At 73.0% G+C, this 26,950-nt stretch carries 20 protein-coding genes; 11 read left to right on the forward strand and 9 right to left on the reverse strand.

Features of this window, described 5'->3' with window-relative positions:
• Window positions 1-40: 40 nt before the first annotated feature.
• Entirely contained in the window at window positions 41-1,075 is a 1,035-nt protein-coding gene (locus ACRAS8_RS23015; RefSeq protein ID WP_438487890.1) for a Gfo/Idh/MocA family protein, read from the reverse strand.
• 292 nt (window positions 1,076-1,367) lie between these two features.
• Here ACRAS8_RS23015 and ACRAS8_RS23020 point away from each other — a divergent pair, with 292 nt between their 5' ends.
• Window positions 1,368-2,453 carry a LacI family DNA-binding transcriptional regulator gene (locus ACRAS8_RS23020; RefSeq protein ID WP_438487891.1) on the forward strand — a complete coding sequence of 362 codons (1,086 nt, stop codon included), beginning with the start codon at window positions 1,368-1,370 and terminating at the stop codon, window positions 2,451-2,453.
• Window positions 2,454-2,479: 26 nt separating this feature from the next.
• On the opposite strand, the gene ACRAS8_RS23025 is transcribed toward ACRAS8_RS23020, so the two are convergent.
• The 5 genes from ACRAS8_RS23025 to ACRAS8_RS23045 form a co-directional block, all read right to left on the reverse strand.
• Window positions 2,480-2,674, reverse strand: coding sequence for a MerR family transcriptional regulator (locus tag ACRAS8_RS23025; RefSeq protein ID WP_221904857.1), 195 nt, complete (start codon window positions 2,672-2,674; stop codon window positions 2,480-2,482).
• A 356-nt stretch (window positions 2,675-3,030) separates the two neighbouring features.
• On the reverse strand, window positions 3,031-3,450 hold the full coding sequence (locus ACRAS8_RS23030; protein ID WP_438487892.1) for a peptidoglycan-binding domain-containing protein: 420 nt from the start codon (window positions 3,448-3,450) through the stop codon (window positions 3,031-3,033).
• A gap of 212 nt (window positions 3,451-3,662) precedes the next feature.
• Window positions 3,663-5,150, reverse strand: a complete 1,488-nt coding sequence (locus ACRAS8_RS23035; protein ID WP_438487893.1) for a sugar porter family MFS transporter — start codon at window positions 5,148-5,150, stop codon at window positions 3,663-3,665.
• Window positions 5,147-6,193 (reverse strand): Gfo/Idh/MocA family protein, encoded by a 1,047-nt coding sequence (locus ACRAS8_RS23040; RefSeq protein ID WP_438487894.1) that lies wholly within the window; start codon window positions 6,191-6,193, stop codon window positions 5,147-5,149. The genes ACRAS8_RS23035 and ACRAS8_RS23040 overlap by 4 nt, the downstream gene beginning before the upstream one ends.
• A 98-nt stretch (window positions 6,194-6,291) precedes the next feature.
• Window positions 6,292-7,212, reverse strand: a complete 921-nt coding sequence (locus ACRAS8_RS23045; RefSeq protein WP_438487895.1) for a sugar phosphate isomerase/epimerase family protein — start codon at window positions 7,210-7,212, stop codon at window positions 6,292-6,294.
• Between the two features lie 384 nt (window positions 7,213-7,596).
• Here ACRAS8_RS23045 and iolC point away from each other — a divergent pair, with 384 nt between their 5' ends.
• The 6 genes from iolC to ACRAS8_RS23075 all read left to right on the forward strand — a co-directional run bounded on the left by iolC (window position 7,597) and on the right by ACRAS8_RS23075 (window position 15,538).
• Window positions 7,597-8,589, forward strand: coding sequence for a 5-dehydro-2-deoxygluconokinase (gene iolC, locus ACRAS8_RS23050; protein WP_438487896.1), 993 nt, complete (start codon window positions 7,597-7,599; stop codon window positions 8,587-8,589).
• 116 nt (window positions 8,590-8,705) lie between these two features.
• Window positions 8,706-9,593, forward strand: coding sequence for a Cgl0159 family (beta/alpha)8-fold protein (locus tag ACRAS8_RS23055; RefSeq protein ID WP_438487897.1), 888 nt, complete (start codon window positions 8,706-8,708; stop codon window positions 9,591-9,593).
• A 117-nt stretch (window positions 9,594-9,710) separates the two neighbouring features.
• Window positions 9,711-10,733, forward strand: coding sequence for a 5-deoxy-glucuronate isomerase (gene iolB, locus ACRAS8_RS23060; RefSeq protein ID WP_438487898.1), 1,023 nt, complete (start codon window positions 9,711-9,713; stop codon window positions 10,731-10,733).
• Complete coding sequence (gene iolD / locus ACRAS8_RS23065; protein WP_438487899.1) at window positions 10,730-12,685, forward strand: 3D-(3,5/4)-trihydroxycyclohexane-1,2-dione acylhydrolase (decyclizing); 1,956 nt, start codon at window positions 10,730-10,732, stop codon at window positions 12,683-12,685. The genes iolB and iolD overlap by 4 nt, the downstream gene beginning before the upstream one ends.
• A 32-nt stretch (window positions 12,686-12,717) precedes the next feature.
• The gene (locus ACRAS8_RS23070; RefSeq protein WP_438487900.1) at window positions 12,718-14,211 is read left to right on the forward strand and encodes a CoA-acylating methylmalonate-semialdehyde dehydrogenase; all 1,494 of its coding nucleotides are present in this window, start codon (window positions 12,718-12,720) and stop codon (window positions 14,209-14,211) included.
• A 205-nt stretch (window positions 14,212-14,416) separates the two neighbouring features.
• Window positions 14,417-15,538 carry a hypothetical protein gene (locus ACRAS8_RS23075; RefSeq protein WP_438487901.1) on the forward strand — a complete coding sequence of 374 codons (1,122 nt, stop codon included), beginning with the start codon at window positions 14,417-14,419 and terminating at the stop codon, window positions 15,536-15,538.
• A gap of 161 nt (window positions 15,539-15,699) precedes the next feature.
• On the opposite strand, the gene ACRAS8_RS23080 is transcribed toward ACRAS8_RS23075, so the two are convergent.
• Window positions 15,700-16,722, reverse strand: a complete 1,023-nt coding sequence (locus tag ACRAS8_RS23080) for an alpha/beta hydrolase (RefSeq protein WP_438487902.1) — start codon at window positions 16,720-16,722, stop codon at window positions 15,700-15,702.
• Between the two features lie 411 nt (window positions 16,723-17,133).
• Between ACRAS8_RS23080 and ACRAS8_RS23085 the strand changes: the two genes are divergently transcribed.
• Both ACRAS8_RS23085 and ACRAS8_RS23090 read left to right on the forward strand, forming a co-directional pair.
• The gene (locus tag ACRAS8_RS23085) at window positions 17,134-19,200 is read left to right on the forward strand and encodes an FUSC family protein (protein ID WP_438487903.1); all 2,067 of its coding nucleotides are present in this window, start codon (window positions 17,134-17,136) and stop codon (window positions 19,198-19,200) included.
• 163 nt (window positions 19,201-19,363) lie between these two features.
• The gene (locus ACRAS8_RS23090; protein WP_438487904.1) at window positions 19,364-20,530 is read left to right on the forward strand and encodes a rod shape-determining protein; all 1,167 of its coding nucleotides are present in this window, start codon (window positions 19,364-19,366) and stop codon (window positions 20,528-20,530) included.
• A gap of 108 nt (window positions 20,531-20,638) precedes the next feature.
• Here the strand turns inward: ACRAS8_RS23090 and ACRAS8_RS23095 are convergent, their stop codons facing one another.
• On the reverse strand, window positions 20,639-21,391 hold the full coding sequence (locus ACRAS8_RS23095) for a TetR/AcrR family transcriptional regulator (protein WP_438487905.1): 753 nt from the start codon (window positions 21,389-21,391) through the stop codon (window positions 20,639-20,641).
• Between the two features lie 228 nt (window positions 21,392-21,619).
• Between ACRAS8_RS23095 and ACRAS8_RS23100 the strand changes: the two genes are divergently transcribed.
• Entirely contained in the window at window positions 21,620-22,891 is a 1,272-nt protein-coding gene (locus ACRAS8_RS23100; RefSeq protein WP_438490571.1) for an FAD-dependent monooxygenase, read from the forward strand.
• Between the two features lie 291 nt (window positions 22,892-23,182).
• A complete protein-coding gene (locus tag ACRAS8_RS23105; protein ID WP_438487906.1) occupies window positions 23,183-25,315 on the forward strand; it encodes an ATP-binding protein in 2,133 nt (710 codons plus the stop codon).
• Window positions 25,316-25,572: 257 nt separating this feature from the next.
• Here ACRAS8_RS23105 and ACRAS8_RS23110 read toward each other — a convergent pair whose 3' ends face one another.
• The gene (locus ACRAS8_RS23110; RefSeq protein ID WP_438487907.1) at window positions 25,573-26,922 is read right to left on the reverse strand and encodes a hypothetical protein; all 1,350 of its coding nucleotides are present in this window, start codon (window positions 26,920-26,922) and stop codon (window positions 25,573-25,575) included.
• Window positions 26,923-26,950 lie beyond the last annotated feature (28 nt).

Consider the following 26,950-nt stretch of genomic DNA (forward strand, 5'->3'; position numbering starts at 1 on the left):
CCGGCCCCGGCCCCGGTGCTGGCGCCGGCTCCTGCGCCGGTCACGCGTCGGGGGCCGCCCCGCCGCCCGCGGCGGCCCGGACGTCCGCGACGGTCACCGGCTGACCGGTCCGCCGCGAGCGGTCGCACGCCTCCGCGACGTACAGCGCCTCCAGCGCCTCGGCGGGGGTGCAGGGGCTGGGCGTACGGCCCGCGGCCACCTCGACGAAGACCCCCAGCTCGGTCACGTACGCGTCGTGGAAGCGCTCCATGAACGTGGCGTACGGGGCATCGGCCCGCGGCCAGGACAGCTTCGCCTCGGCGGACGGCATCGGTGCCCGGTCGTCCAGGCCGACGAACCGGGCGCCCTGGGAACCGCAGACCTCCAGCCGGACGTCGTGGCCCGCGCCGTTGTAGCGGGTCGCGGTGACCGTGGCCAGGGTGTCGTCGTCGAAGCGCAGCAGCGCGGCGCAGGTGTCGACGTCGTCGCCGTCGGCGAAGAAGTCCGCGCCGCGGTTGGCGCCCTGGGCGTAGACGGAGACCACCTCGCGGCCGGTCAGCCAGCGCATGATGTCGAAGTCGTGGATGCTGCAGTCCCGGAACAGTCCGCCGGAGGTGGGGATGAAGGCCGCCGGCGGCGGAGACTGGTCGCTGGTGCAGGCGCGCAGGGTGTGCAGCCAACCCAGCTCGCCCGAGCGGAACGCCGCACGGGCCGCGCGGTACCCGGCGTCGAACCGCCGCTGGAAACCGATCTGCACGGGCACGGTGCCGGCTTCGACGCGTTCGACGACGGCGCGGGTGCCCGGCACGTCCAGTGCCACCGGCTTCTCGCAGAACACCGGCACGCCGGCGTCCAGGGCCTGATGGATCAGCGTGGCGTGCGCGCCGGTCGCGGCGGTGATCACCACGCCGTCCACGCCCTCCGCGTACATCGCCCCGATGTCGCCGGCGGCCCGTACGCCCAGGGTGTCGGCGAGTGCGACGGCCCGCGCAGGATCCGCGTCGGCGACGACGAGGCCGGTGACGCCGGGCACGTTCTGCAGAGTCGCGGCATGGAACGCACCGATACGCCCGGTGCCGATGAGGCCGATCTTCATGGGGTTCCCTTCGGGAGGCGGGGAGGGACGGGGAGGGGGAGGGAGTGGAGGCGGGAGGTCCGGAGGGGCGGCGGAGTTCCGGAGGGGCGCGGGGGAGGCACCGCGATGTGGGTGGGATGTCGGGATCGCAGACGCGATTGCGGGATTGGAACGGTCCAATCGTTGCTTCTCCGGAACCCTGCATGTCCGTATGTCTGCATGTCAACCCTTTGGTGGGGGTCAACTGCGCGAACGTGGCGGCGCGTTCGTGCGCGCATTGACGCCGACCTGCGCCGATGGAAGGATCCCGCCCATGGAACGGTCCAACAAGACGCCGGGCGAGCCCCTCGCGGAGCGGCCCGGCGCAGACCGGCCTCCGACGATTCGCGGCGTCGCCGAGCACGCCGGTGTCTCCAAATCGCTGGTCTCGCTCGTGCTCCAGGGCTCGCCGCGGGTCAGCGACGCCAAGCGGCAGGCCGTCCTGGCCGCCATCGACGAACTGGGCTACCGGCCCAACGCCGCCGCCCGCAGCCTGGTGGCCCGCCGCACCCACACCGTCGGCGTCCTGCTGAACGACATGCGCAACCCCTGGTTCGTGGACGTCCTCGACGGCCTCAACTCCCTGTTGCACGCCCATGGTCTGCGCATGCTGATGGCCGACGGCCGCCTGGACCGGCGTGCCGGCCAGGAGTTCGCCCGCACGTTCCAGGAACTGCGGGTCGACGGACTGGTCGTCGTCGGCACCCTCCCGGACACCACCGGTCTCGCCGAGGTCGCCGAGCGGGTGCCGACCGTCATCGCCGGCAACCACGAACCCCGGTTGCCGCGGGCCGACATCGTCGCCAACGACGACGAGCGGGGCGCCCGTCTCGCCACCGAGCACCTCATCGGCCTCGGGCACCGCCGGATCGCCCATATCGCCGGGCAGGGCCTCGTCGGCGAGCTGCGCCGGCGCGGCTTCGAGGCGGCGATGCGCGACCACGGGCTGGCCGCGAACGCCCGGGTGGTGAGCGGCGACGGGACGGAGGAGGGCGGCTACCGCGCCGCGGTACGGCTGCTCAGCCCGGCCGGGGGCGGCGGCCGCCGGCCCACCGCCGTCTTCGCGTTCAACGACCTCTCCGGGATCGGCGCGTTGTCCGCCGCCGGGGAACTGGGGCTCGACGTGCCCGCCGACCTCTCCCTCGTCGGCTACGACAACACCTACCTCTCCCGCATCCGCCACCTCTGGCTGAACTCGGTCAACAACGCCAGCCACGAGGTCGGCCGCCGCGCCGCCCGTTGTCTGCTGGACCGGATGGCACACCCCGACGCGCCCGCCGACCACCAACTCGTCGCTCCGGAACTGGAGATCAGGGGCTCCACGGCACCGCCGCGGGAGGGGGAGGCGGCGGCGCCGTAGCGGCGTGCCGAGCCCGGCTCAGACGTTCACCACCGGCCGCGCTGGCGGGGGCGCTGTGCCACCCAGGCTCTTACGGTGTCGGCGAACCAGTACGGTCTGCCGCCCTCCACCAGATCGGGATCCGGCAGCAGACCGTGCTTGCGATAGGAACGCACGGTGTCCGGCTGCACCTGGATATGGGCGGCGATCTCCTTGTACGACCAGAGCCTTCGGTCGGTCATCTTGCGCACCTCCTTGGCACCGCACGCAGGGTCGGCCCGGCGAGCCGGCGGGGGGCTGCGTACGGCGGGCGTCACTCACCCTGGGCCTGGGCGACGGCACTGTCCGATCACCCGCGAGGGGCTGTTGAGGGGCTGTGACGGAAGGCGCGCGCAATGGTGACAGCCGTGACGGGGGAGGGACGGACGGGCGTGCGAGACGAGCCGGACGGGCGCCGGGAGTCCGGGATGTCACGTCGATGCCACGTCCGCGGTGTCACGTCCACGCGAGGGTGTGGCGGGGCGCTCCCGGTCGGGTCGCCCCGCCACGCCGTGTTCGGCCGGCCCCGGCTGTGTCGGGGATCAGGAGTACCCGGGTTTCAGGAGTACAGGGCGTGCCAGGTTTTCCTGTCGACCTTGCCGTTGGCGGGCAGGTGGTACCTGGACTGGACTTTCTGCACGGCGGTGCGGGTCTTGTCGCCGAAGTAGCCGGTGAGGTCGTCCCAGGTGAGGTAGTGGCGGTTCGCCAGGAGGCACTGCACCTGCTTGACGCGGTTGCCGTGCTGGCCGGGGACCGTGAGCGCGGTCCCCTTGTAGTAGGCGCAGGCGGCCAGTGCGGTGGTCCGTGCGGCGTCCGGCCGGGCCGGTGCGGCGGCCGACGCCGGGCCGGTGAGGAGACCGGCGGTGAGCAGCCCCGCGGTCGCCGCGAGGGCGCCCGCCCGCCGAACTGCCCGGCCGGCGCCCCGTACGACTCCGGTTCCTGTTCCTGTTCCTGTTGCCCGTCCTGTGCCCATGTCCATACCGGTCTCCGTGTCCGTGTCCGTGTCCGTGGCTTGTTCGAAGCCCGTTGTGTTGGTTTTCACGGATTCCATTGCTTCCCCCCGTTGGACGCGTTGGATGCGAGCGCACCTGTTTGCACGAGGGGAGAGCGGGGGCGGTTCCGGGAGTCGCGGGGTTGGCCGGAAGTGGCCGCGGAGCCGTCGGTTCCACCCGGCCGTGGCCGTCGGGCCCGTCAGACGTGCTCGGACGGCCCGGTGGGGACGGTCTCCGGGGCGGCTTCGTCCGCGGCCGGCTCCCCGGCCCCCGTCGCGCTCCGCCGCAGTTCCTCTTCCAGGTCCTCCAGGGCCAGCCCCTTCGTCTCCGGTGCGTACCGCCGGCAGAAGAGCAGCGAGAGCAGGCACATCGCGCTGAAGAGCCAGAACGTGACGCCGGCGCCGACCGCGTCGAGCAGCACCGGGAAGCACAGTGCGACCCCGAAGTTGACCAGCCACATCACGAACACCGCGGCGCCCATGGCCAGTCCGCGCACCTTCAACGGGAACATTTCGGCCAGCAGCAGCCAGACGCCGGTGTTGAGGGTGGCCTGCATGAAGCCCATGTACAGGACCATCAGGCCGAGGACCAGGTAGCTGACGGTGGTGGAGTGCGGCAGACGGAACGCCGCTCCCAGCAGGAGCAGCGACACCGCCATGCCGGAGAGTCCCCACTGGAGCATCGGGCGGCGGCCGACCCGGTCGATCAGGGACATGCCGATCGCGGTGGCGATGACGGAGACGGCGCCCACCGCGATGGTGGCGGTGATCGCGGCGCCGGTGCCCAGACCGGTCGTCGCAAGGATCTTGGGGGCGAAGTAGATGACCGCGTTGACCCCGGTGATCTGCTGGACGATCGCCAGCCCGATGCCGACCAGCAACAGCCGCCGCACCCAGGGGAGTTGGAGTTCCCGCCAGGCGCCGCGTCGGGCGTCGGCCTCCAGGCTGCGGGCCTGGTCGATACGGGCCAGCTCGTCCGGGACGTCGTCGGCGGCCAGCGTACGGCGCAGCACCGCGGCGGCCTCGCTCTGCCGGCCCCGGCTGATGTACCAGCGCGGTGTGTCGGGGAGGAAGAGGACGCCGAGGAACAGTGCCACCGCGGGCAGCGCGGCCAGTCCCAGCATCCAGCGCCACGCCTCCCAGTGGGCCAGCACGGCGTTGACGAGGTAGGCCAGCAGCTGACCGCTGACGATCATCAGGGAGTTGAACGACACCAGCCGGCCGCGGATGTGCGACGGCGCGATCTCGGACAGGTAGAGCGGGGTGATGACGGACGCGCTGCCCACCGCGAGGCCCAGTACGAAGCGTGCGACGGTCATGAACGGCACGGTCGGCGCCAGCGCGACCGCCAGTGCCCCGCCGATGAAGACCACGCCCGACCACAGCAGCGAGTTGCGCCGCCCCAGTGTGTCGGACATCCGGCCGCCGGCCAGCGAGCCGAACGCCGCGCCTATCAGGAGCGCGCTGGTGATGACGCCCTCACTGAGGGAGGTGAGTCCGAAGTGCTGCTCCATGAAGGGCAGCGCGCCGGACACCACCCCGGTGTCGTATCCGAACAGGGCTCCGCCGAGTGCCGCGATGGCGGCGATGGCGACGATGAAGCGTTTGGCGCCGCGGGCCCCCTGGGGGCCTGGGGGCCGGGTTCCGTGCGCTTGCGGTGCGTTCGGCCGGGGGTTCGTCGCGTTCATCGGTAGAGGTCCGGTCGCTCGATCAGTTCGACGGCGACCCGTTCACCGGTGGCCTGTGCCCGCACGCCCGCTTCGCACACCGCGGCGGCCGCATAGCCGTCCCAGCAGCTGGGGCCCTCGACCTCGCCGCGCCGGGTGGCGTCCACCCAGCGCTGCACCTGCCGGTCGTAGGCGTCCTCGAAGCGCTCCACGAAACCGGGGGTGATGGTGCCGCCCCAGTGGCCGGCGGTGTTGACGAACACCCCGTGGTCGTCGCCGATCCGGGCGGTTCCGTTCTCGCAGACCGCCTCGCAGCCGACCTGATAGCCGAAGCCGCAGTTGACGAACAGCTCGGTGTCCACGACCTGGCCGCCCGCGGTCTCGAAGAGGATCAGCTGCGGGTCGCTCAGCCCGTCCGGCGCGTTGCCGGTCGGTGCCGGCCGCAGTACGCGTACGGCGGTGATCTCCTCGTCCAGCAGCCAGCGCGTCACATCGATCTCGTGCACCACCGAGTCGTTGATCATCATGGCGTTGGTGAAGCCGGGCGGGGTGTCGGCGTTGCGGTGCTTGTTGTGCAGCATCAGCGGGCGGCCGTAAGTGCCGGCGTCCAGCAGGGACTTCAGGGTGCGGTAGCCGGCGTCGTAGCGGCGCATGAAGCCGACCTGGACGCGTCGGTGGCCCAGCTTCTGCTCGGCCTCCAGGACGCGCAGCGCGGAGGCGGCGTCGGGGGTCAGCGGCTTCTCGCAGAGCACCGGCAGGTCGCGGGCGAAGGCGTCGAGCAGTGTCGCCTCGTGGGCCGGGCCCGGCGAGGCGATCAGTACCGCGTCCACGCCGGGGTCGTCCATGGCGGCGGCCGGGTCGGTGTACGCGGTGGCGCCCTCGATGCCGTCGGCGAGCCGGCCCGCCCGTTCGGCGTCGAGGTCGGCCACGGCCGCCACCCTGGCCCCGCTGATCACGTCGTTGAGGCGCCGTACGTGGTCGGCTCCCATGCGTCCGGTGCCGATGACCGCCACGCCCAGCGTCCCGCGGGGGCCCTTCGCGCGCACCTCGTCCCTCTCGTCCATCCCGTTCACCTGTTGCCTCTCTCCCGTGTCGTCCGTCTCGGCCATCTCTGGTGCCTCCCGGCTCTCCGTCCCGTGTGCCACGCGTTCCGCCGGCCGACTCACGCGCCGCAGGACCGCAGGAAGCGGCGGGTCCGCTGGGCGATGGGGAACGGCCGGTCGGGCGGGCAGGGGTACATGTCCTGCTCGACGATGGCGAAGAGGTCGACGTTCAGCTCCTGGGCGGCCTCCAGTACGGGCGGCAGCGCCGGGACGCCCAGCGGCGGCTCGCACATCACGCCCTGCTGGACGGCGGGGCCGAACGGGGTGCCCTTGGCGACGACATCTTTGAGGATGTCGGGGTCCACCTGCTTGAGGTGGAGGTACCCGATCCGTTCGCCGTAGGTGCGGATCAGCTTGACGCTGTCGCCGCCGCAGTAGGCGTAGTGGCCGGTGTCCAGGCAGAGGTTCACCAGGCCGGAGTCGGTGACGTCGAGGAAACGCTCGACGTGCTCCTCGGTGTCGATGTGGGTGTCGGCGTGCGGGTGGACGACGATGTCCAGGCCGAACTCGTCGCGGACCCGCCTGCCCAGGCGCTCCATGCCGGTGGTCAGGTGCTTCCACTGCTCGACGGTCAGCTCGGGCGGCTCGATGATCTCGGCGGTCTTGTCGTCCCGCCAGAAGGACGGGATGACGACGAGGTGTTGGGCGTCCATCGCCCGGGCGAGGGTGGCGACCTCGGTGACATGGGCCCAGGTCTTGTCCCAGACGGCCGGGCCGTGGTGCATCGAGGTGAAGATGGTGCCGGCCGAGACCTTGAGGCCGCGGCGGGTGGTCTCCTCGCGCAGGGTGGCGGGGTCGGTGGGCAGGTAGCCGTACGGGCCGAGTTCGATCCATTCGTAGCCGGCCTCGGCGACCTCGTCCAGGAAGCGCTGCCAGGGGACCTGCTGCTCGTCGTCGGGGAACCAGACGCCCCAGGAGTCGGGGGCGGAACCGATGCGGAGGCGGTCCAGGGCGGGCGAGGCGGCACGGGGTGCGGACATGCTGCGGCTCTCCTCTCGCCGGTCGGCGGTGACCGGGAGGCGCTGGGGTGGGTTGTGGGGCACAGCCTCTCTGCCGCCCTGGGGAGTGTCAAGACTTCGTCCTGACATAAGGACTTAAGGACTTGGGGCGGGAGGGGTGGTGGCGAGCGGGCGGTTGTGGCCAGTATGGCGGGGTTCGTGGCCGGGATGAGGTGGTTGACGTCATAATGTAAGGACAAAGTGTTGACAGGCTTTGCGGGTGGCCGTTAGACCTTTGGTCGGAGCGGGAACCGGCGGGCAGAACCGCCGGTTCCGATCGACCGACCCGCCGCGCCGGCCTCCCCAGCTCTCGGCCCCGTCCGAGCAGGGGCCCACTGCCGCGCCGGGCGACCCGAAGGGGCGTCTATGACCGAGCCGTACGACCTGATCACCATGGGGCGCATCGGGGTGGACCTCTACCCGTTGCAGACCGGGGTGCCGCTCGCCCAGGTGGAGACGTTCGGGAAGTTCCTCGGCGGGTCCGCCACCAACGTGGCGGTGGCGGCCGCCCGGTTGGGGCGCCGCTGCGCCGTCGTCAGCCGTACCGGGCGGGACCCGTTCGGGGACTACGTCCACCAGGCGCTGCGCGACTTCGGCGTCGACGACCGCTGGGTGACCCCGGTGGCGGACCTCCCCACCCCCGTGACCTTCTGCGAGATCTTTCCGCCGGACGACTTCCCGCTCTACTTCTACCGCCGCCCCAAGGCCCCCGACCTGGTCATCCACCCCGAGGAACTGGACCGGGAGGCGATCGCCGCGGCCCGGATCTTCTGGATCACCGGCACCGGACTGTGCGAGGAGCCGAGCCGCGGCGCCACCCTGGCCGCGCTGGAGGCCCGTGACCGCCGGGGCATCACCGTCTTCGACCTGGACTGGCGGCCGATGTTCTGGGGCGGGGAGGGCGGCGCCTCCGGGGACGGCGGGGCGACCGGTGCCGCCGCGCGGGCCGCCGCCCGGCCGTACTACGAGGCCGCGCTGCGGCACGCGACGGTCGCGGTCGGCAACGTCGACGAGGCCGAGGTCGCCACCGGCCTGCGCGACCCGAAGGCGTGCGCCGAGGCGCTGCTCGACATGGGCGTCGAACTGGCCGTCGTCAAACAGGGGCCGAAGGGGGTGCTCGCCGTCCACCGGGACGGGCGCACCGCCGAGGTGCCGCCGACCCCCGTCGAGGTCGTCAACGGGCTGGGGGCCGGCGACGCGTTCGGCGGGGCGCTGTGCCACGGGCTGCTGGCCGGCCGGGAGTTGGAGCCGATGATGCGGTACGCCAACGCCGCCGGGGCGATCGTCGCCTCCCGGCTGGCGTGTTCGTCCGCGATGCCGACGGCCGGCGAGGTCGAGGCGTTCCTCGCTGAGCGCTGAGCGCTGAGCGCTGAGCGGCCTGCGGCGGGGCGGGCCCGGAGCGCGTCCGCGACCCCGCCGCCCGCCCGTCCCGCCCCACCACCCCCACTCGTGTCCTCAAGAAGGTGAGTTGAGCCTTGACCCCTCGGATCAGTGACCTCCCGGCGCTGCGGGCCCGGCATCCCGAAGCCGTCGCGGAGGCCGCCGCCCGCCGCGCGCGGCGCCCGCTGCTCGGCGAGAGCGGCCGGCTGATGATCGTCGCCGCCGACCATCCGGCCCGGGGCGCGCTCGCCGTCGGCGACCGCCGGATGGCCATGGCCAACCGCCTCGACCTGCTCGAACGGCTGGTCCTGGCGCTGTCCCGGCCCGGCGTCGACGGGGTGCTGGCCACCGCCGACATCCTGGAGGACCTGCTGCTGCTCGGCGCCCTCGAAGGCAAGGTCGTCATGGGCTCGATGAACCGGGGCGGCCTCGCGGGCGCCGCCTTCGAGATGGACGACCGGTTCACCGGCCACCGCCCCCAGGACATCGCCCGGCTCCGCTTCGACGCGGGCAAGCTCCTGCTGCGCATCGACTACGACGACCCCGGGTCGCTGACCACCCTGGAGTCCACCGCCCGGGCCATCGACGCGATGGCGGAGCGCGAACTGCCCACGTTCGTCGAGCCGTTCCTCTCCCGGCGGATAGACGGGGTGGTCCGCAACGACCTCGGTCCGGAGGCCGTCACCCGCTCCGTCGCCATCGCCTCCGGCCTCGGCGGCACCTCCGCCTACACCTGGCTGAAGCTCCCGGTCACCGACGACCCCGACGCGATGGCCCGGGTCTGCGAGACCTCCACGCTGCCCACCGTTCTCCTCGGCGGCGAGGTCGGTGGCACGGTGGAGGAGCAGGAGGCCGCCTACGAGAAGTGGCGCAAGGCGCTCCGGCTGCCGACCGTGCACGGCCTGGTCGTCGGCCGTTCGCTGCTCTACCCGGCGGACGGCGATGTGGCGGCCGCGGTCGACACGGCCGTGGGGCTGCTGTAGCGCCGGCGCGCCGCGGCGCCGGCGCGGCCCGCACGGGCACGTGCCGCGGCCGCTCCGGCCCGGGCGCCGCACCGCCGGAGAACTTCACTGTCAGTGGTGAGTAGGAGACTTGCAGTCATGAGTGCTGAGTTTGCAGACACCGCGGTCGCCGCGGACGCCCGCACCGCCCGCGGGGGCGCCGGCCGGCCCGCCGGTCCCGCGTCCGCCGGCGGCTTCCACCTCGCGGCCGGCCGGGCCGCCGACGGACCGTACGCCCTCGACATCTCGCCCGAGAAGGCCGGCTGGGCCCACTCCTCGCTGCGGATCCTCGAACTCCCGCCGGGCGGCCACCACTCCTTCGCCACCGGCGACAGCGAGTGGATCGTGCTGCCGCTCTCCGGCGGCTGCACGGTCCGGACGGACGCCGACGCAGAGGCCGTAGAAGAGGCCGTCGAAGGAGCCGCGGACGGCGGCGGGACGTTCGAACTGGCCGGGCGGGAGAGCGTGTTCAGCGGAGTGACGGACTTCGCGTATGTGCCGCGGGACGCCCGGGTCCGGATCGACAGCCCGGCCGGCGGGCGGTTCGCGCTCACCGGGGCGCGCTGCGAGCGCCGGCTGCCGGCCCGTTACGGCGCCGCCTCCGACGTGCCCGTGGAGCTGCGCGGCACCGGCACCTGCTCCCGGCAGGTCAACAACTTCGGCGCGGCAGGCGTGTTCGCCTGCGACCGGCTGATCGCGGTGGAAGTGCTCACCCCCGGCGGCAACTGGTCGTCGTATCCGCCGCACAAGCACGACGAGTGCCGCCCCGGGGAGGAGTCCGAGCTGGAGGAGATCTACTACTTCGAGATCGCCGACGCGCACGGCACGGAGGGGCTGGGCTACCAGCGGGTGACGCCCTCCGGGCACGGGCGCGGCACGGATGTCCTCGCCGAGGTCCGCACCGGCGACGCGGTGCTGATCCCCGACGGCTGGCACGGCCCGTCCATCGCCGCGCCCGGGCACGACATGTACTACCTCAACGTCATGGCGGGGCCGGGCGAGAAGCGCGAGTGGCTGATCTGCGACCACCCCGACCACGGCTGGATCCGCACGACCTGGCCGCAGCAGCCGGTCGACCCCCGACTCCCTCTGTACCAAGCACCGGCAGGAGACCCGCGATGACCGCGCCCACCCACGAACCGACGACCGACGTGACGCGCGGGGCGACCGGCACCCGCCGGCTCACCGTGGCGCAGGCCCTGGTGGAGTTCCTCGCCCACCAGTACACCGAGCGGGACGGCCGCCGGCACCGCCTGATCACCGCCTGCTGGGGCATCTTCGGGCACGGCAACGTCGCCGGCATCGGGCAGGCGCTGCTGGAGTCCGGCAGCGCGGCCCCCCTGGGCCCGGCCGACGGGCCGCCGCGGCTCCCCTACCTCCAGGGGCGCAACGAGCAGGCCATGGTGCACGCCGCGGTGGGCTACGCCCGGCAGTGCGACCGGCTCTCCGCGCAGGCGGTGACGACGTCCATCGGGCCGGGCGCCACCAACCTCGTCACCGGCGCCGCGCTTGCCACCGTCAACCGCATCCCGGTGCTGCTGCTGCCCGGCGACGTCTTCGCCACCCGCCCCGCCGACCCGGTGCTCCAGCAGCTCGAAGTCCCCACCGCGGGCGATGTGTCGGTCAACGACGCGCTGCGCCCGGTCTCCCGCTACTTCGACCGGATCACCCGGCCCGAGGCGCTGATCCCGGCCGCCCTCCAGGCCATGCGGGTGCTCGCCGACCCGGTCGAGACCGGCGCGGTCACCCTCGCCCTGCCGCAGGACGTGCAGGCCGAGGCGTACGACTGGCCGGCGGAGTTCTTCGCCGACCGGGTGTGGCGGGTGCCGCGGCCCGCGCCCGACGCCGAGGCCCTGGCCGAGGCCGTCCGCGCCGTCCGGGCGGCCCGCCGGCCGCTGATCGTCGCGGGCGGCGGCGTCCACCACAGCGAGGCGGAGGAGTCGCTGCGGGCCTTCGCCGAGGCCACCGGCATCCCCGTGGCGTCCACCCAGGCGGGCAAGGGCTCGCTGGCGTACGACCACCCGGCGGACGTCGGCGGCATCGGCCACACCGGCACCGCCACCGCCGACGAACTGGCCCGGCGGGCCGATCTGGTGCTCGGCGTCGGCACCCGCTACACCGACTTCACCACGGCCTCCGCCACCCTCTTCGCCGAGCCCGGGGTCCGCTTCGTCAACCTCAACATCGCCGCCTTCGACTCCCACAAGCTCGGCGCGCTCGCCCTGGTCGCGGACGCCCGCGCCGGACTCGACGCGCTCCGCGAGGCGCTCGCCGGCCACCGGGTCGACGCGGCCTACGAGGCCGGGTACGCCGCCGCCAAGGAGGAGTGGGAGCGGCGGGTGGACGCCGCCTACGCGGCCGGCGACCCCGCCGCGCGGCCGTCCCAGACCCAGGTCCTCGGGGCGCTGGACGCCCTCGTCGACGACTCCGACATCATCCTCAACGCCGCCGGTTCCCTCCCCGGTGACCTGCACAAACTCTGGCGCGCCCGATCCCGCAGGCAGTACCACCTCGAATACGGCTACTCCTGCATGGGCTATGAGATCCCGGCCGCGATCGGGGTCCGGATGGCCGCCCCGGACCGGCCGGTGTGGGCGCTCGTCGGCGACGGTACATACCTGATGAACCCCACCGAAATCGTCACCGCGGTGCAGGAGGGCATCAACATCACCCTCGTCCTCGTCCAGAACCACGGCTACGCCTCCATCGGCGGCCTCTCCCAGCAGACCGGCGGCGAGCGCTTCGGTACCGACTACCGCTTCCGCGCCGCCGACGGCACGTACACCGGCGCCCCGCTGCCCGTCGACCTCGCCGCCAACGCCGCCTCGCTGGGCATGCGGGTGCTGCGCGCCGCGACCGTCGCCGAACTGCGCACCGCGCTCGCCGAGGCGCGCGGGGCGAAAACGCCCACATGTGTCTACGTGGAGACCACAACGACTGACACTGTGCCGGGCGCGCCACCCGCCCAGGCCTGGTGGGATGTACCCGTTGCCGAGACCGCGACGCGTCCGGCGGCCCGCGCCGCCCGCAAGGCGTACGAGGAGCACGCCGCCGCCCGCCGCCGCCACCTCTGACCTCCGCCCGCACCACACGAAAGGCCCCTGGCATGAAGACCATCAACCACTGGATCGGCGGGAAGCCCGTCGAGGGCGTCTCCGGCAACTACGGCCCGGTCTACAACCCGGCCACCGGCGCCCAGGAGAAGCAGGTCGCCTTCGCCTCCGTCGAGGAGGTGGACGCCGCGGTCGCCGCGGCCAAGGAGGCGTACCGCAGCTGGGGCACCAGCTCGCTGGCGACGCGCACCGCGGTGCTCTTCAAGTACCGCGCGCTGGTCGACGCGCACCGTGAAGAGCTGGCCCGGCTGATCACCGCCGAGCACGGCAAGGTGCACTCCGACGCGCTCGGCGAGGTCGCCCGCGGCCTGGAGATCGTCGAGCTGGCCTGCGGCATCCCGGAGAAGCTCAAGGGCGAGCTGTCCACCCAGGTGTCGACGCGGGTGGACGTGGCCTCGATCCGCCAGTCGCTGGGCGTGGTCGCCGGCATCACGCCGTTCAACTTCCCTGCCATGGTGCCGATGTGGATGTTCCCGCTCGCCATCGCCTGCGGCAACACCTTCGTGCTGAAGCCGAGCGAGAAGGACCCCGGCGCCGCCCTGAAGCTGGCCGAGTTGGCCGCCGAGGCGGGCCTGCCCGACGGCGTGCTGAACGTCGTCAACGGCGACAAGGTGGCCGTCGACGCCCTCCTCGCGCACCCGGACGTCGCCGCCGTCTCCTTCGTCGGCTCCACCCCCATCGCCCGCTACATCCACACCACCGGCACCGCCAACGGCAAGCGGGTGCAGGCGCTGGGCGGCGCCAAGAACCACATGCTGGTCCTCCCGGACGCCGACCTCGACCTGGCCGCCGACTCCGCGATCAACGCCGCGTACGGCTCGGCCGGCGAGCGCTGCATGGCGATCTCCGTGGTCGTCGCCGTCGGCGACACCGCCGACCCGCTGATCGGCAAGATCAAGGAGCGCGCCGACCGGCTGCGCATCGGCCCCGGCGACGACCCGGCCTCCGAGATGGGCCCGCTGATCACCAAGGCCCACCGCGACAAGGTCGCCTCCTACGTCAGCGGTGCCGCCGCCCAGGGCGCCGACGTCGTCATCGACGGCACCGGCTACACCGTCGAGGGCTACGAGGACGGCCACTGGCTCGGCGTCTCGCTGCTGGACCACGTCACCCCGGAGATGGACGCCTATCGCGACGAGATCTTCGGCCCGGTGCTGTCGGTCGTCCGCGTCGAGACCTACGAGCAGGCCATCGAGCTGATGAACTCCTCGCCGTGGGGCAACGGCACCGCGATCTTCACCCGGGACGGCGGCGCGGCCCGCCGCTTCCAGCTGGAGGTCGAGGCCGGCATGGTCGGGGTGAACGTCCCGATCCCGGTCCCGGTGGGCTACCACTCCTTCGGCGGCTGGAAGGACTCGCTCTTCGGCGACCACCACATCTACGGCAACGACGGCGTGCACTTCTACACCCGCGGCAAGGTCGTCACCACCCGCTGGCCCGACCCGGCCGACGGCGGCATCAACCTCGGCTTCCCGAGCAACCACTGAGCCACGCCCGGGGCCGACGGGGCGCTCCCCTCACGGGCGCTTCCGTCCGGGCTCCCTGCCGGACCCCCGCCGGCAGGGAGCCCGTCCGCCCGCGGGCGGGGCGACGGGGTGCGGCCCAGGGGGAGACCCCGCGGGCGGGCGTTGCTACGGTGCTGGTCGCGCCGCACGACGCGGGCGTTGCGGCATCGAGCACACGGGGGATGAGATGGCACACGGCATGGCGCTGGCCAAGGGCGCCCGGATCACCGGGGGCGTCCTGTCTCTGCTGTTCTTCTTGTGGACGGCGTACTGGCTGGCCGTCGACATCGGCGCGTTCGGCATCGCCGGCGTCTGGGACAGCTGGACCGGCAGCCGTCCACCGGGCGTCAACGAGGTCACCAACCCCGTCCAGCTGGGCTTCGCCCTCGTCCAACTCACCGCCGCCGGCGCGGCGTTCGCGGGCCGCCGCTCGGCCGGCGGGCTGCTGGCCGTGGCCACCACCGTCACCTTCGCCACCGCCCTCCAGGCGCTGATCAGCGTCGGCAACCACACCAGCGACGAGCGCTGGTTCCGCAGCGCCGAGACCGGCACCGCCACCTTCGACGGGGTCTTCCTCAGCGCGCTGCCGCTGTTCCTGCTGACCCTGGTCGCCGGCGTGGTGCTGCTGGCCGGGATGCGCTCCTGGCCGCGCCCGGCGCCCAGCGGGCCGCCGGCCCGTCCCGCCAGGGCCGCCGGCGTCGTCGGCGGACTGGTGCTCGGCGCGATGGCACTGTGCTACGTCGCCTACCAGCTCTACATGCTGGTGCAGGGCGGTTCCGGCGTCTTCACCGCGCTCTACCTCGGCAAGGGCGTGCTGACCTCGCTGCTGGGGCTCGCACCGGGCTGGTACGCGTCGGTCTTCCTCGCGCTGACCGCGATCGCCGCCCTGAACTCCCTGATGCGCGGCTGTGCCGCCCGCGGCCTTGCCCTCGGCCTGGCCGTCGCCCTGCTGCCCAACGCCGTGCTGACGGTCGTCTCGCTCCTCGGCTCCGGTTCGTTCCTGCAGATGAGCAAGGAGATGCCGGGCCTGAGCGTCCTCGTCTACGTCCAGCTGGCGCTCGACCTGTTCGGTTCGCTGACGCTGGCGGCGCTGATGGTCCGTGGCGAGCCGGTCGCGCCCGCCTGGCAGCCGCCGCAGCCCCCGGCCGTCGCCTTCGCCGGCCCCGGCTTCGTGCCGGGCCCCGTAATGCCGCCGCCGGCCGGCTGGCAGCAGCCCGGCCCGCCGCCCATGCCCCCGGCCGGCGGCCCGCCCATGCCGCCCGGCCCGCCGCAGGCCCCGCACGGCGGCTTCGGCCCGCCGCAGTACTGAGCGCGACAAACGCCTTCGGGCCCGTACCACGCACGCGGTACGGGCCCGAAGGCGTTCTACTGCCCAGGGAGGCCGCGCGGTTCCGCCCCGGGTCGGCACACGACAAGGGCGGCCGCGACGGACCGGTGTCCGCCGCGGCCGCCCTCCGCCCCGCTCCGGCCTCAGCCGGTCGGCCCCTGCATATGGGCGCTGACCCACTGCATCGTGCCCATGCTCATGCCCTTGACGTAGGTGTCGCCGCTGTGTGTGCCGTTCGGCACGATCTGCAGCCGCGTCTTCACGTGCCCGTGGCCGTACTTCGCGAGGAACTTCCGGACCTTCGGCAGCACGGTGTACTCCTTGGAACCGTCCTGGAAAGCCAGGTAGACGTCCGGCCCGCCGCGGGCGTTCAGCCGGCGCGCCAGCACCTCCGGGTTGTTCTCCCGCATCTCCTTGAGGTGGCCCCGCCACAGCGGCGAGTCCGGCACGATGTCCGGCCCGTTGGGGATCGCCACCTTGAAGTCGTTCGGGTTCTGCAGCACGTTCTTCAGCGCCGAGAAGCCACCGGACGAGGAGCCCATGATGCACCAGGCGTTGCGGGTCTTCAGGGTGCGGAAGTTCTCCCGGACGAGGTCGGGGACGTCCTTGCTCAGCCAGGTGCCGATCTTCGGCTGGCCCGGGATGTCACTGCCGTCGTAGTACTGCTTGTCGTTGGGGTTGAGCACCGGCATCACCACGATGAAGGGCAGGCTCTTGCCGGCCTTCGACCAGGTGGCGAGGCTCTCCTCCAGCTTGAGGTCGGAGCCGATCCAGTAGTTCACCGGATAGCCGTAGGCGCCGGGCAGCGCCTCCATCACCGGGAAGCCCTTGTTCGCGTTCTTTTTCTCGTAGTACTCCGGCGGCGCCCAGACCCACACCTTCCCCGTGAAGCCGGACTTCTTCCCGTGGTAGGTGGTCACGGCTATCGGAGTGTTCTCCCCTGCCCCGCCGACCTTGCTGGTCTCCTGGAAGTTGATCGGGTGGGTGGGCATCTGCACCAGCGAGTTCGGGTTGGCCGGTGCGGTCTGCATGGCGGCACCCGACTTGGGGCCGCTGAACCGTACGGGGGCGCCCTGGGAGTCGTCGCTCGTGCCGCAGCCGGCCGTGGCACCGAGGACGGTCAGGGCGATCAACGCGACCACCGGTTTGAAAAGGGATTTGCGCACGGGACCTTCTCCTTGGCGAAGCGGCCGGGAGTTGTCCCGGCCGGCCAGCAAGAGGGGACGGGGCGGGGACAGGTTTCCCTCCCGCGGTGTCAGCTTGCTCGCAGCGCTCCCATCGAAATGCCCCTGACCTGCTCTGACCTGTGGTGTTTACGGTCAACGGGGATCTGGTTTACCGTGATTTTCCTGGTGGGGGCGCAACGTCGGCGCCAGATGGCCCCCCGCACGCCCCCGCCCCGCCACCTTCCGTACACGTCCGCGCCCGGCGCCCCGCCGCGGGCCCGACGCCCCCGCCGCGCCCCACCACGCCGGAACGATCCCCTCCGGAACCCGCCGCGGCGGCATCCGGGTCGGCCCTCCCGCACCCGCCTTCCGACACCGCGTCACCCGGCACCCGGCCCGTATCCTCTCGCTATGACCTGGTCGCGTGCGCTGAAGGAGGCCGCTCGCTCCGGGCTGACCATCGAACGGGCCAAGCTCACCCCGGTGATCGCGATCCGCGGCACCGCCGGCGTGGCCCTCGTCATCGGCCTGTGCCTGTGGCGCGGCAGCCCGGCCCTCGCGGTCTCCTCCGCCTTCGGCGCCTTCTCCGCCGGCATCGTCACCTTCCAGCGCAGCATGCGGCCCCGCCCCGTCCTCGCGCTGGCCGTCGCCGGCGCCCTGGCGGTCTCCACCTTCCTCGGCTATCTGGCCGCCGCCCATCTTCTCGGGTTCGTGCTGCTGCTCACCGGCTGGACCTTCGTCGCCGGCATGGCCTGGGCGATCGGCCCGGTCTCCGGCCTCATCGGCACCCAGACCGTGGCGATCATGCTGATCACCGTCACCCTGCCGACGTCCGTCCCGGGCGCCCTGGAGCACGCCGCGCTGATCGCCTTCGGCGGCCTCGTCCAGGCCGTTCTCATCGTCGTCTTCCCGGTGCGCCCCTGGGGCGTCCAGCGCGACGCCCTCGCCGACGCCCTGGCCGCCGAGGCCGACTACGCCCGCCGGCTGCGGCACGACCCGGTGGCCCCCTTCGACCCCGCGCCCCTGATGGACGCCCGGCTCGCCTCCACCGTGACGGCCCGCCAGGCCAGGCGCCGCCCCGTACAGCTGCACGGCCCGCGCGGCCTCGCCGAGCGCGTCCGCCCGGTCCTCGCCTCCCTGGCCGACCCGGTCGTCGGCGCCCCCCTGGAAGGACCCGAACGCGACCGCGCCCGTGAACTGCTGGGCGCCGCCGCCACCGTCCTGGACGCCGTCGCCCACGCCGTACGGCACGCCAGGCCGGTCCGGCTGCCCCCGGAGGCGATGGCCGCCCTGGAGGTCCCGGCCACCGGCCCCATGCTCACCGGCCCCGCCCGCCGCGCCGCCTACCGCCTGATCTCGCTCCTCGCCGACGCCGTCGAGCTCACCGACGAGCCCGTCGAGGCCACCCGCCCCACCACCGCGGCCGAACGCGGACACCTGCTGCGCCCCAGCGTCCCCAGACTCGTCCCGGTCGCCGTGCGCGCGCTGCGCCGTGAGGCCCGCTGGTCCTCCCACATCTTCCGGCACGCGCTGCGCGTCACCGCGGTCGCCGACGCCGGCTATTTGCTGGGCCACGCGCTCCACTTCGGCCACGGCTACTGGGCGCCGCTCGCCTCCGTCATGGTGATGCGCCCCGACTTCGCCCAGACCTACTCCCGCGGCGTCGCCCGCTTCGCCGGCACCGTCGTCGGCGTCACCCTCGCCGGCGCCCTGATGGCCCTGGCCCACCCCGGCGCCTACATCAGCGCCGCCCTCGCGCTCTTCTGCGTCTTCCTGATGTACCTGTCGATGCGCACCGGCTTCTCCGTCACCTCGGCCTGCGTCACCGGCTATGTCGTCTTCCTGCTCGGCATCGCCGGCGCCGGCTGGGAACAGACCGTTCAGGAACGCCTCGTCCTCACCCTCGTCGGCGGGGTCCTCGCGATGCTGTCCTACGCGCTGTTCCCCGCCTGGGAGACGCCCCGGCTCCGCGACCGCCTCGCCGACTGGCTCACCGCCAACGGCCGCTACGCCCTCGCCGTCCTCGACGGCTACGCCCGGCCCGCCGAACGCCGCCCCCGGCAGGTCCGCGAGGCCCTGCTGGACGCCCGCGCGGCCCGCGCCGCCTGGGAGGTCAGCGAGGCCCGCGCCGAGAAGGAACCGGTCCGCCACCGCGGCCTCTCGCTCCACGCCGCCCACTCCGCCAGTACGGTGCTCGCCACCATGGGCCGGGTCACGATGATCCTGGAGGCCCACCTGCCCGGCAAGGACGCCCAACCCACCCCCGGTGCCGCCGCGTTCGCGGACGCCCTGCGCCCCGCCCTGGACGGCGCGGGCCGGGCCGTCCGCGACGGGACCCGCCTGGACTGGAGCGCACCCCGCGCGGCCTGGGAACGCTGGCACGGTGAGGGCGAGCCCGCCGGCGTCGCCGTCCGCGCCGCCGAACTCCTCCTGGACGCCCTCGACGACCTCGCCGAGGCGTTGCCCCCCGACCCCTGACGACCGGCCCTCCACCGCTCCGTCACCGTGACCGTCCCCGCCCCGCAGGAACCATTCAGCAGCCCCAGTAGTCTAGATAATTGCCCGCAATTACCGTCATTGGTCGGCCAATGACGCTCTCTGCGGCGCAATGTCCTCCCGAGAGAGAGCAAGCGAACTCCCCATGGCGTCCAGCACTTCGTCCGGAACGTACGACATAGGCATCGACCTCGGCACCGCCAACACCCTCGTCTACGCCCGCGGCAAAGGCGTGGTGCTGAACGAGCCGTCCGTGGTCGCCGTCAACGCCGCCGGCGAGGTCGTCGCCGTCGGCTCGGAGGCCAAACGCACCATCGGCCGCACGCCCTCCGGGATCACCGCGATGCGCCCCCTGCGGGAGGGCGTCATCGCCGACTTCGACGCCGCCGAGCAGATGCTCCGCGCCCTGATGAAGAAGGCCCTCCCCAGCCGCCGCTTCGCCCGCCCCCGGGTCGTCATCTGTGTCCCCTCCGGCATCACCGGCGTCGAACGCCGCGCCGTCATCGACTCCGCGCGCGGCGCCGGCGCCCGCGAGGTGCACCTCATCGAAGAGCCGATGGCCGCCGCGATCGGCGCCGGTCTCCCGGTTGCCGAACCGGTCGGCTGCATGGTCGTCGACATCGGCGGCGGCACCACAGAGGTCGCCGTCGTCTCCATGGGCGGCCTGGTCACCGCCCACTCCGTACGGGTCGCCGGCGACGCGATGGACGTCGCCATCTCCACGTACATCAAGAAGGAACACGGCCTGGCCATCGGCGAACGCACCGCCGAGGAGATCAAGATCGCCATCGGCTCGGCGGTCTGGACCCCGGAGGAGGACGGCCTCGACGCGCGCTCCCTGGGCGCCCGCGCCGGCTCCGCCGCGGAGGCCGACGCGTCCGACGCCGAGGCATCCGACACCGACGGGCTCGCCGACCGCACCTCCCCGTACTCCTACACCGTCCGCGGCCGCGACCACCTCAGCGGCCTCCCCCGCCTCCAGGAGATCACCGCCGAGGAGATCCGCTCCGCCCTCGCCGAACCCGTCGAGGCGATCGTCCGCGCCGTCCACCGCACCCTCGACGAGTGCCCGCCGGAGCTCTCCGGCGACATCATCGAGCGCGGTATCGCCCTCACCGGCGGTGGCGCCCTGCTGCGCGGCCTGGACCGCCGGCTCCGTCAGGAGATGGGCGTGCCCGTCGTGGTCGCCGAGGACCCGCTGGACTGTGTGGTCAACGGCACCGCCAAGTGCGTCGACGAGTTCGCCACCCTGCACGGCCTGCTGACGGGCGCGAAGGAACAGCCGCGCAAGACGGTGCGCCTGGGGCTGTAGCGCTACGACGGGGGCTCCGGCCCCCGGGGTACGCAGGGCGGGCCTGGCAGCCCGGAGGGCGGCCGCCGCGGCATCATCGGTCCGTCGGCGGCGCCGCCCTCGTCGTGCTCACGCCCGTCGTCCTACGTACGCCTCCAGCCCATCCAGGATCCGCTCCAGCCCGAACTCCCACGCCTGGTCCCGGGATTGGCCCTCGGCGGCGTCCGCCACCGCCGCCGCCACCGCGGGGAACCGCTCGGACCGCCCGACGAGCAGCTCGTTGAGTGCGGCGCTCATCACCGCCTCCGGCTCCTTCGCGTGGGCGCTGCCCAGCCCCATGGACGCCGACACCTGCGCGATGGCCCGGATGTGCCCGCTCACCACCACGACGGCGTCCAGCTGCTCGCCCCCGGTCAGCCCGGTGTCCGCGAGCGCGGCCAGCGCCCGCTCCGTCCAGCCGAGTTCGTTGGGGCCCATGACCCGCGGCCCGACGAGGGCGTTCAGCAGCCACGGATGTCGTTCGAAGACCGCAGCGAGCCGCTCCGCCCACTCCCGCAGCGCGCCCCGCCAGTCGCCGGCCGCGGTGCCCGCCGGCTCCGGCGGTTCGCCCATCGCGCTGTCGATCATCAGCGCGACCAGCTCCGACTTGCCGGGCACATAGCGGTAGAGGGACATCTTGGTGAAGTCCAGCTCCGCCGCGACCCGCTGCATGGAGACCGCGCCGAGCCCGCCGGCGTCGGCGAGGGCGATGGCCGTCCGCGTGATCCGCTCCAGGCTCAACGCCGGCTTGGGGCCACGGCTCCGCCGCTCGCGCCCGCCCCACAGCAGCTCGACACTGCCTGCCTGATCCCCGAACGCACGGTTCTTCTCGTCTCCAGCCACGTCCGCATTTTAAAACTGTGTCCCGAGGTATACATTTCTGTGTCCGGGGGATACAGTTGCTCTGTCGCTACATCCGGATCACTGGACCGACCGGATGTACTGGACTGACTGGATCGACATAAGGGGGGTCCCATGACGCACGCATCGGCGTCGACATCAGCATTGGCACCGGCATCAGCGTTGACATCGACCACGCAGGCATCGCAGGAGGCAGGGACGGCGCGGACGGTGCTGATCTCCGGCGCCAGCGTCGCCGGCCCCGCCCTCGCCTACTGGCTCGCCCGCTACGGCTACCGCCCCACCGTGATCGAGCTGGCTCCGGCCCTCCGGGGCGGCGGCTTCGCGGTCGACTTCCGCGGTGCCGCGCATCTGGCGGTGCTCCAGCGGATGGGCCTCCTGGAAAGGATCAGGCGGCGCCACACAGGTGGCAGCCCGATGACCTTCATCGACGCCCAGGGGGAGCAAGTGGCCGCTCTGCCACCCGAGTTCGCCGGCGGCGATGTGGAGATCCTCCGCTCCGAACTCTCCCGCATCCTCTACGAGCACAGCCACCCCGGCCCCACACCCCACGACGACGCGGTCACCACCGCGACCACCGCGACCGCCATCACCACCGCCGCTCCGCCCTCCACCGAATACCTCTTCGGTGACTCCATCACCTCCCTCACCGAAACCGCCGACGGCGTCCAGGTCACCTTCGAGCGCGGCGCGCCACGCAGCTTCGACCTCGTCATCGGTGCCGACGGCCTGCACTCCACGGTGCGCCGGCTCGCCTTCGGCCCCGAAGAGGACTTCATCAGCCACCTCGGCTACTACGTGGCCGGCTGGGACCTGCCGAAGAGCGCGCCCCCGGACCTCACCGCCCGCGCGGTCGGCTACAACGAGCCCGGCCGGCTGGTGACGGTCGGCCGCGTCCCCCGCCGCGCCGACGACCCGTCCTACGGCGGCGAGACCTTCTGTGTCTTCGCCTCCGAGCCGCTGCGCTACGACCGCCGGGACCCGCACGCCCAGAGAAGGGCCCTCGCCGCGGCCTTCGAGGGCGCGGGCTGGCGCACCGCGGAACTCATCGACACCGTCTGGGACGCCGACGACCTCTACTTCGACTCCATCAGCCGCGTCGACGTACCGACGTGGTCGACGGGCCGGATAGCACTGCTCGGCGACGCCGCCTACGGTGCCACCGTCGGCGGGATGGGCACGGGCTCGGCGATCGTCGGCGCCTATGTCCTCGCCGGCGAACTGGCCGTCGCGGCCGGCGACCACCGCCGTGCCTTCGCCCGCTACGAGGAGAAGCTGCGCCCGTATGTCTCCCGCTGCCAGGAAGGCGGCCGGGGCACCGGTGAATTCCTGGCCCCGCCCACCCAGGAGGCACTCACCGCCCGCAACTCCGCCCTCAACGACCCGGCCGTCCTCACCGCCATGCTCCAGGAGGGCCACGACATCTCCGCAGACATAACCCTCGACGACTACCCGTCACTCATCGCCACCGCGGCGGCCTAGTCGCAGCGCCGCAGCGCACCACAGCACCACGAGCGACACGGGTCCGCAGAGCCGCAGGGCCGCGGCGCCGCGGCCCTGCGGCGGGCACGGACGTGGCGCCGCAGCCGGGCACCGACGGGGCGCCACCTCCGTGCCCCGCCCGACACGGCCCCGCCGCACACAACGAAGGCCAAGCCGTCCACAACGAAGGCCAGATCGTTTCCCCGGGCAGCCGGGGCAGGGATACAGTCCGGCCAGGGAGCGGACGAAGCAACGGACCAACGGAGCAACGGACCAGGGGAGGGGGTTGGCGTGTTCGAGATCGTGACCGCGGGAGCGCTCACCGCGTTCCTCAGCGCGGTGGGGAACGGCGCCGGCGGCGAGATGGGCAAGCAGGCGCTGCTGTCGACGGGCGCGCTGGTGAGGCGGACCCTGGGGCGCGAGACACCGCTGCCTGCCACTCCTGAGGGTCGGGAGGCGCTGGCACGCGAGCTGTACGCGCGCATGGCCGGTGATCGGGAGCGGAACGGCGCCTGGGCCCAGCTCCTGCGCAGCCTGCCGGAACCGGGCGAGTTCCTGCGCCCCGGGGTCGGACTGCCGCCCGCCACCCGGGAGTTCACCGACCGCGAGCGGGTACTGAAGCAGCTCACACGCGAGGCGACGCGACCGGCGGCCGGGCGCCCGCGGGTCGCTCTGCTCCACGGCCCGCCGGGCATCGGCACCACCGCCGTCGGCCTGCACTGGGGTGCCAACCAGCTCGCGCGGTACCCCGACGGGCAGTTCTATGTCGACCTCCGCAACGTCACCGCGGAGAACGGCCCGGGCCCGTCGGCCGTTCTGCTGCATCTGTTGCTCGCGATGGGAGTCCCACGGGAGAAGATCCCGCCCACGGAGGCCGGGCGCGAAGAGCGCTACCGGCGCCTGACGGCCGGTCTCCGGGCGCTGATCGTGATCGACCACGCCACGTCCGTCGCACAGGTCCGCACTCTCGTTCCCGCCACCCCGGAGGTCTTCCTCCTGGTGATCGCGCCCGGCCCGGTCTTCGCGCTGGAGGCGGAGCGGATCGCCGTGCCCCCGCTCAAGGACCGGGACGCGGTCAAGATGCTGCGGAAGATCGCCGGGCCGGAGAAGATCTCGCGGGTCAGGGCGGAGCTGCCGACACTGCTGGGCCACTGCGCGGGCAACGCCTTCGCCCTGAAGGCGGCGGCGTACCGGCTGCTGACGACGGAACCGCCCGCACTGGAGTCGGCGGACGGGCCGATAGTGCCCTCACCGGTGCACGGCATGGCCCAGGCCGCCTGCCGTCGGCTGGACCCGGCGACGGCCCGGCTGTGCCGGCTGGCCGCCGTGGGCGGCTGGCCCGCACTGGACGCGGGCCTGGCCGGCGCCACCGCGGACGTCACGCCGGAGGACGCATCCCGGATGCTGGCCGAAGCGGTGGAGGCACGACTGCTGGAGCCGCTGCACGACGACCGCTACCGCTTCCGCCCCGAGGTGCAACGCTTCCTGGCCGACGCCGCGGGGCCGGAGCACGGAATAGCGGAGTCTGCCGCGGCGGTGTCCCGCGCGCTCGACTGCGTCCTGAACCGCGCGCGGCACGCCGCCCATGCGGCACTGCCGCGGAGTTGGCGGGTCGAGCCGGCTCCGGCCGACGGGACGCCGTACGGCGACGAAGCCGCGGGCATGGCGGCCCTGCGGGCCGAGGCCGCCAATGTCATCCGGGCGGTCTCGTTGGCCCAGGAATACGGGCACATCGACCGGGCGCTGCACCTGGCCCGCGCACTGTGGCCCCTCCAGCTGAAGGCCGGCTACTGGGACGAGGTGCTGCCCACGCTCCAGCTCGCGGCCCGTTGCGCCGCCGAACACCACACGGACGCCCGCACGGCAGCCGCCCTCCACTTTCAACTCGCCCACTGCCTGGGAGAGTTGAGGCAAGAAGAAGAGGCCGGGCGCCAGGCCCACCTCGCCGTCACCGCCGAGCGCGCGGCGGGCCACCTCCTGGGTGAGGCGTCATCCGTGGAACTCCTGGGCCTGCTGGAGCTTCAACGGTGGCGCTACGACGAGGCGTACGAGCGGTTCGTCGAGGCCGAGCGGCTGTACCGGCGGATCTCACCCGGACAGGACGGCGCGGACGATCTCCCGCGCGCCCTCGCCCTGGCCGAGCGCCACCAGGGCCGGGCCCTGCGCGGTATGGGTCGGCTGGCGGAATCCCGCACCAGCCTGGAGCACGCGCGGGACTTCTTCGCGGCACAGGGCGAGGCGTACAACCAGGGCCGGGTCCTCACCGACCTCGCCGAGACACTGCACGACGCGGGCGAGGCCGACGCGGCACTGGCCGCGATCACCGAGGCCGAACGCCTCCTCCGCCCCGAGGGAGCCACTCCCCACCTGGAGTACCTCACCCACCTCCGCCAACGCTACGAGCCCCCGCACCAGAACCAGTAACGACACCGCAACCAGTACCAACGCTGGAACCCATAGCAACACCGGACCCAGTGACGACACCGAAACCACCAACAACACCAGAACCAGTAACAACACCGGCCCCCAACAACCGAAACCAAGAGCCCCCACCGAGGCCAGCGCCCCGGCCGAGGCAAGAGCCCCACCGAGGGCAGAGCCCCGGCCGATGTAAGCGCCATAGCCGGAGCAACGGCCGCGGCCGGGGCAGAAAGCGCCTGGGGAACGGCTTAGGGAACGGCCTAGGAGACGGCCTGGGGAACGGGAGCAGCGCCGTGGCCGGGGCGTGCCACCTCCACCGGATGCACGCCACCAGCCACCCGCACCCGAAGAACCTCGGGCACCACCTCACCCCGGGCCACCGGCCCGCCCCGGGACGGGGTGGCGCCGCCCCACACCAGCCACGCGTGCAACGCCGACGCGTAGACCGCCGGGTCGGCATCCGCGCCCGGCCCCGCCGACAGCCATAGCACGCCAAGGTCCCGGGTACGCACGGTGCAGCGGTCCGGTCCACTCACATAAGCAGCGACCGAACAGTGCGGATACCGGTCGAGTACCTCCGCGGCCCACTCCTCCGGGCTGCCGAATCGTGGGTCGTCCGGCGGCCCGTCGCGCAGGATCACATCGGCCGTCGCCAGGTCCGCGGGGTGCACGGTGTCCTCGTGCACGGCGCGATGCGTCTCGCCGTCCGCGCCGTACGGATGCCCCACGGAGCGCTCGATCGTGACCTCCGCACCGCGGACACACGCACGGACGTCCAGTGGCCCGGTCCGCCGCGGCGGCTCGTACGGTGGCAGCGGCAGTGGCTCCAGCCGCGCGGGGGCGGTGGGCTCGGCGAGATCCATCAGCGCGTAGAAGTGCCGCCGCAGCAGTTCCGCCGAGGCACCCGGCGCCGAGGTGGTGAACTCCGCGGGCCCGGTGAACGGCCGGTGCCGCGCCAGCAGTTCCGCCAGCTGACCGGGCAGCGGTCCGTACGGGTCGAGCCGCGGAGCCCGCCGGACGAACGCCGCGAGCGGCGCCTCCGGATCCAGCTTCTCCTCCCCGGCGGCCGCCAGCAGCACGGGTGTGCCCAGCGCCGCGGCATAGTAGGAGACCGCACCGAAGTCCCCCACGACGGCGTCCGCCGCCAGGAGTGCCTGCCGCCACGCGTGCACCGGGTCGATGAGGGTCAGCCCGGCGCGGCGGGCCCGGTCCAGCCACACCCGGATCTGGCCCGGGCCGTGCCCGTACCAGATGTTCGGGTGCAGAACGGCCGCCAACCTGTAGTCGTCGGCCGGAAGTTCGGCGGCGAGCCGGGGCAGCAGACCCGGCAGCAGGTCATGGTCGCCGCCGTTGCCGAACAGCCCTTCTGGATTCCAGGTCGAGTTCAGGACAACGAGCCGCTGACCCCGGCGCACCCCCAGGGCGCGCCGGAACCGTTCCCGATAGGGCTGGGCGGCCACCATGCGGTCGAAACACGGGTCGCCGGCGAGTACCGCGGCCTTCTCGGCCTCCGGGCACGCGCGGCGCAGCCGGGCCAACTGCTCCGGGTGGGACAGCACCAGCCCGTCCACGAACGGCCGGCCCCCGGCCAGCAGCCACTCCCGCGACAACCCGAACGTCGGCTCCCGGCTCCCGGCT

Origin of the sequence: Streptomyces sp. S186 (assembly GCF_051603415.1) — a bacterium.
GTDB lineage: Bacteria > Actinomycetota > Actinomycetes > Streptomycetales > Streptomycetaceae > Streptomyces.

Coding starts and splice junctions, on each gene's coding strand:
- ACRAS8_RS23070 (WP_438487900.1), top strand. CDS start 12,718: ATGAAGACCATCAACCACTGGATCGGCGGGAAGCCCGTCGAGGGCGTC.
- iolD (WP_438487899.1), top strand. CDS start 10,730: ATGACCGCGCCCACCCACGAACCGACGACCGACGTGACGCGCGGGGCG.
- ACRAS8_RS23085 (WP_438487903.1), top strand. CDS start 17,134: ATGACCTGGTCGCGTGCGCTGAAGGAGGCCGCTCGCTCCGGGCTGACC.
- ACRAS8_RS23020 (WP_438487891.1), top strand. CDS start 1,368: ATGGAACGGTCCAACAAGACGCCGGGCGAGCCCCTCGCGGAGCGGCCC.
- ACRAS8_RS23030 (WP_438487892.1), bottom strand. CDS start 3,450: ATGGACATGGGCACAGGACGGGCAACAGGAACAGGAACAGGAACCGGA.
- ACRAS8_RS23090 (WP_438487904.1), top strand. CDS start 19,364: ATGGCGTCCAGCACTTCGTCCGGAACGTACGACATAGGCATCGACCTC.
- ACRAS8_RS23015 (WP_438487890.1), bottom strand. CDS start 1,075: ATGAAGATCGGCCTCATCGGCACCGGGCGTATCGGTGCGTTCCATGCC.
- ACRAS8_RS23040 (WP_438487894.1), bottom strand. CDS start 6,193: ATGGACGAGAGGGACGAGGTGCGCGCGAAGGGCCCCCGCGGGACGCTG.
- iolB (WP_438487898.1), top strand. CDS start 9,711: ATGAGTGCTGAGTTTGCAGACACCGCGGTCGCCGCGGACGCCCGCACC.
- ACRAS8_RS23075 (WP_438487901.1), top strand. CDS start 14,417: ATGGCACACGGCATGGCGCTGGCCAAGGGCGCCCGGATCACCGGGGGC.
- ACRAS8_RS23025 (WP_221904857.1), bottom strand. CDS start 2,674: ATGACCGACCGAAGGCTCTGGTCGTACAAGGAGATCGCCGCCCATATC.
- ACRAS8_RS23035 (WP_438487893.1), bottom strand. CDS start 5,150: ATGAACGCGACGAACCCCCGGCCGAACGCACCGCAAGCGCACGGAACC.
- iolC (WP_438487896.1), top strand. CDS start 7,597: ATGACCGAGCCGTACGACCTGATCACCATGGGGCGCATCGGGGTGGAC.
- ACRAS8_RS23045 (WP_438487895.1), bottom strand. CDS start 7,212: ATGTCCGCACCCCGTGCCGCCTCGCCCGCCCTGGACCGCCTCCGCATC.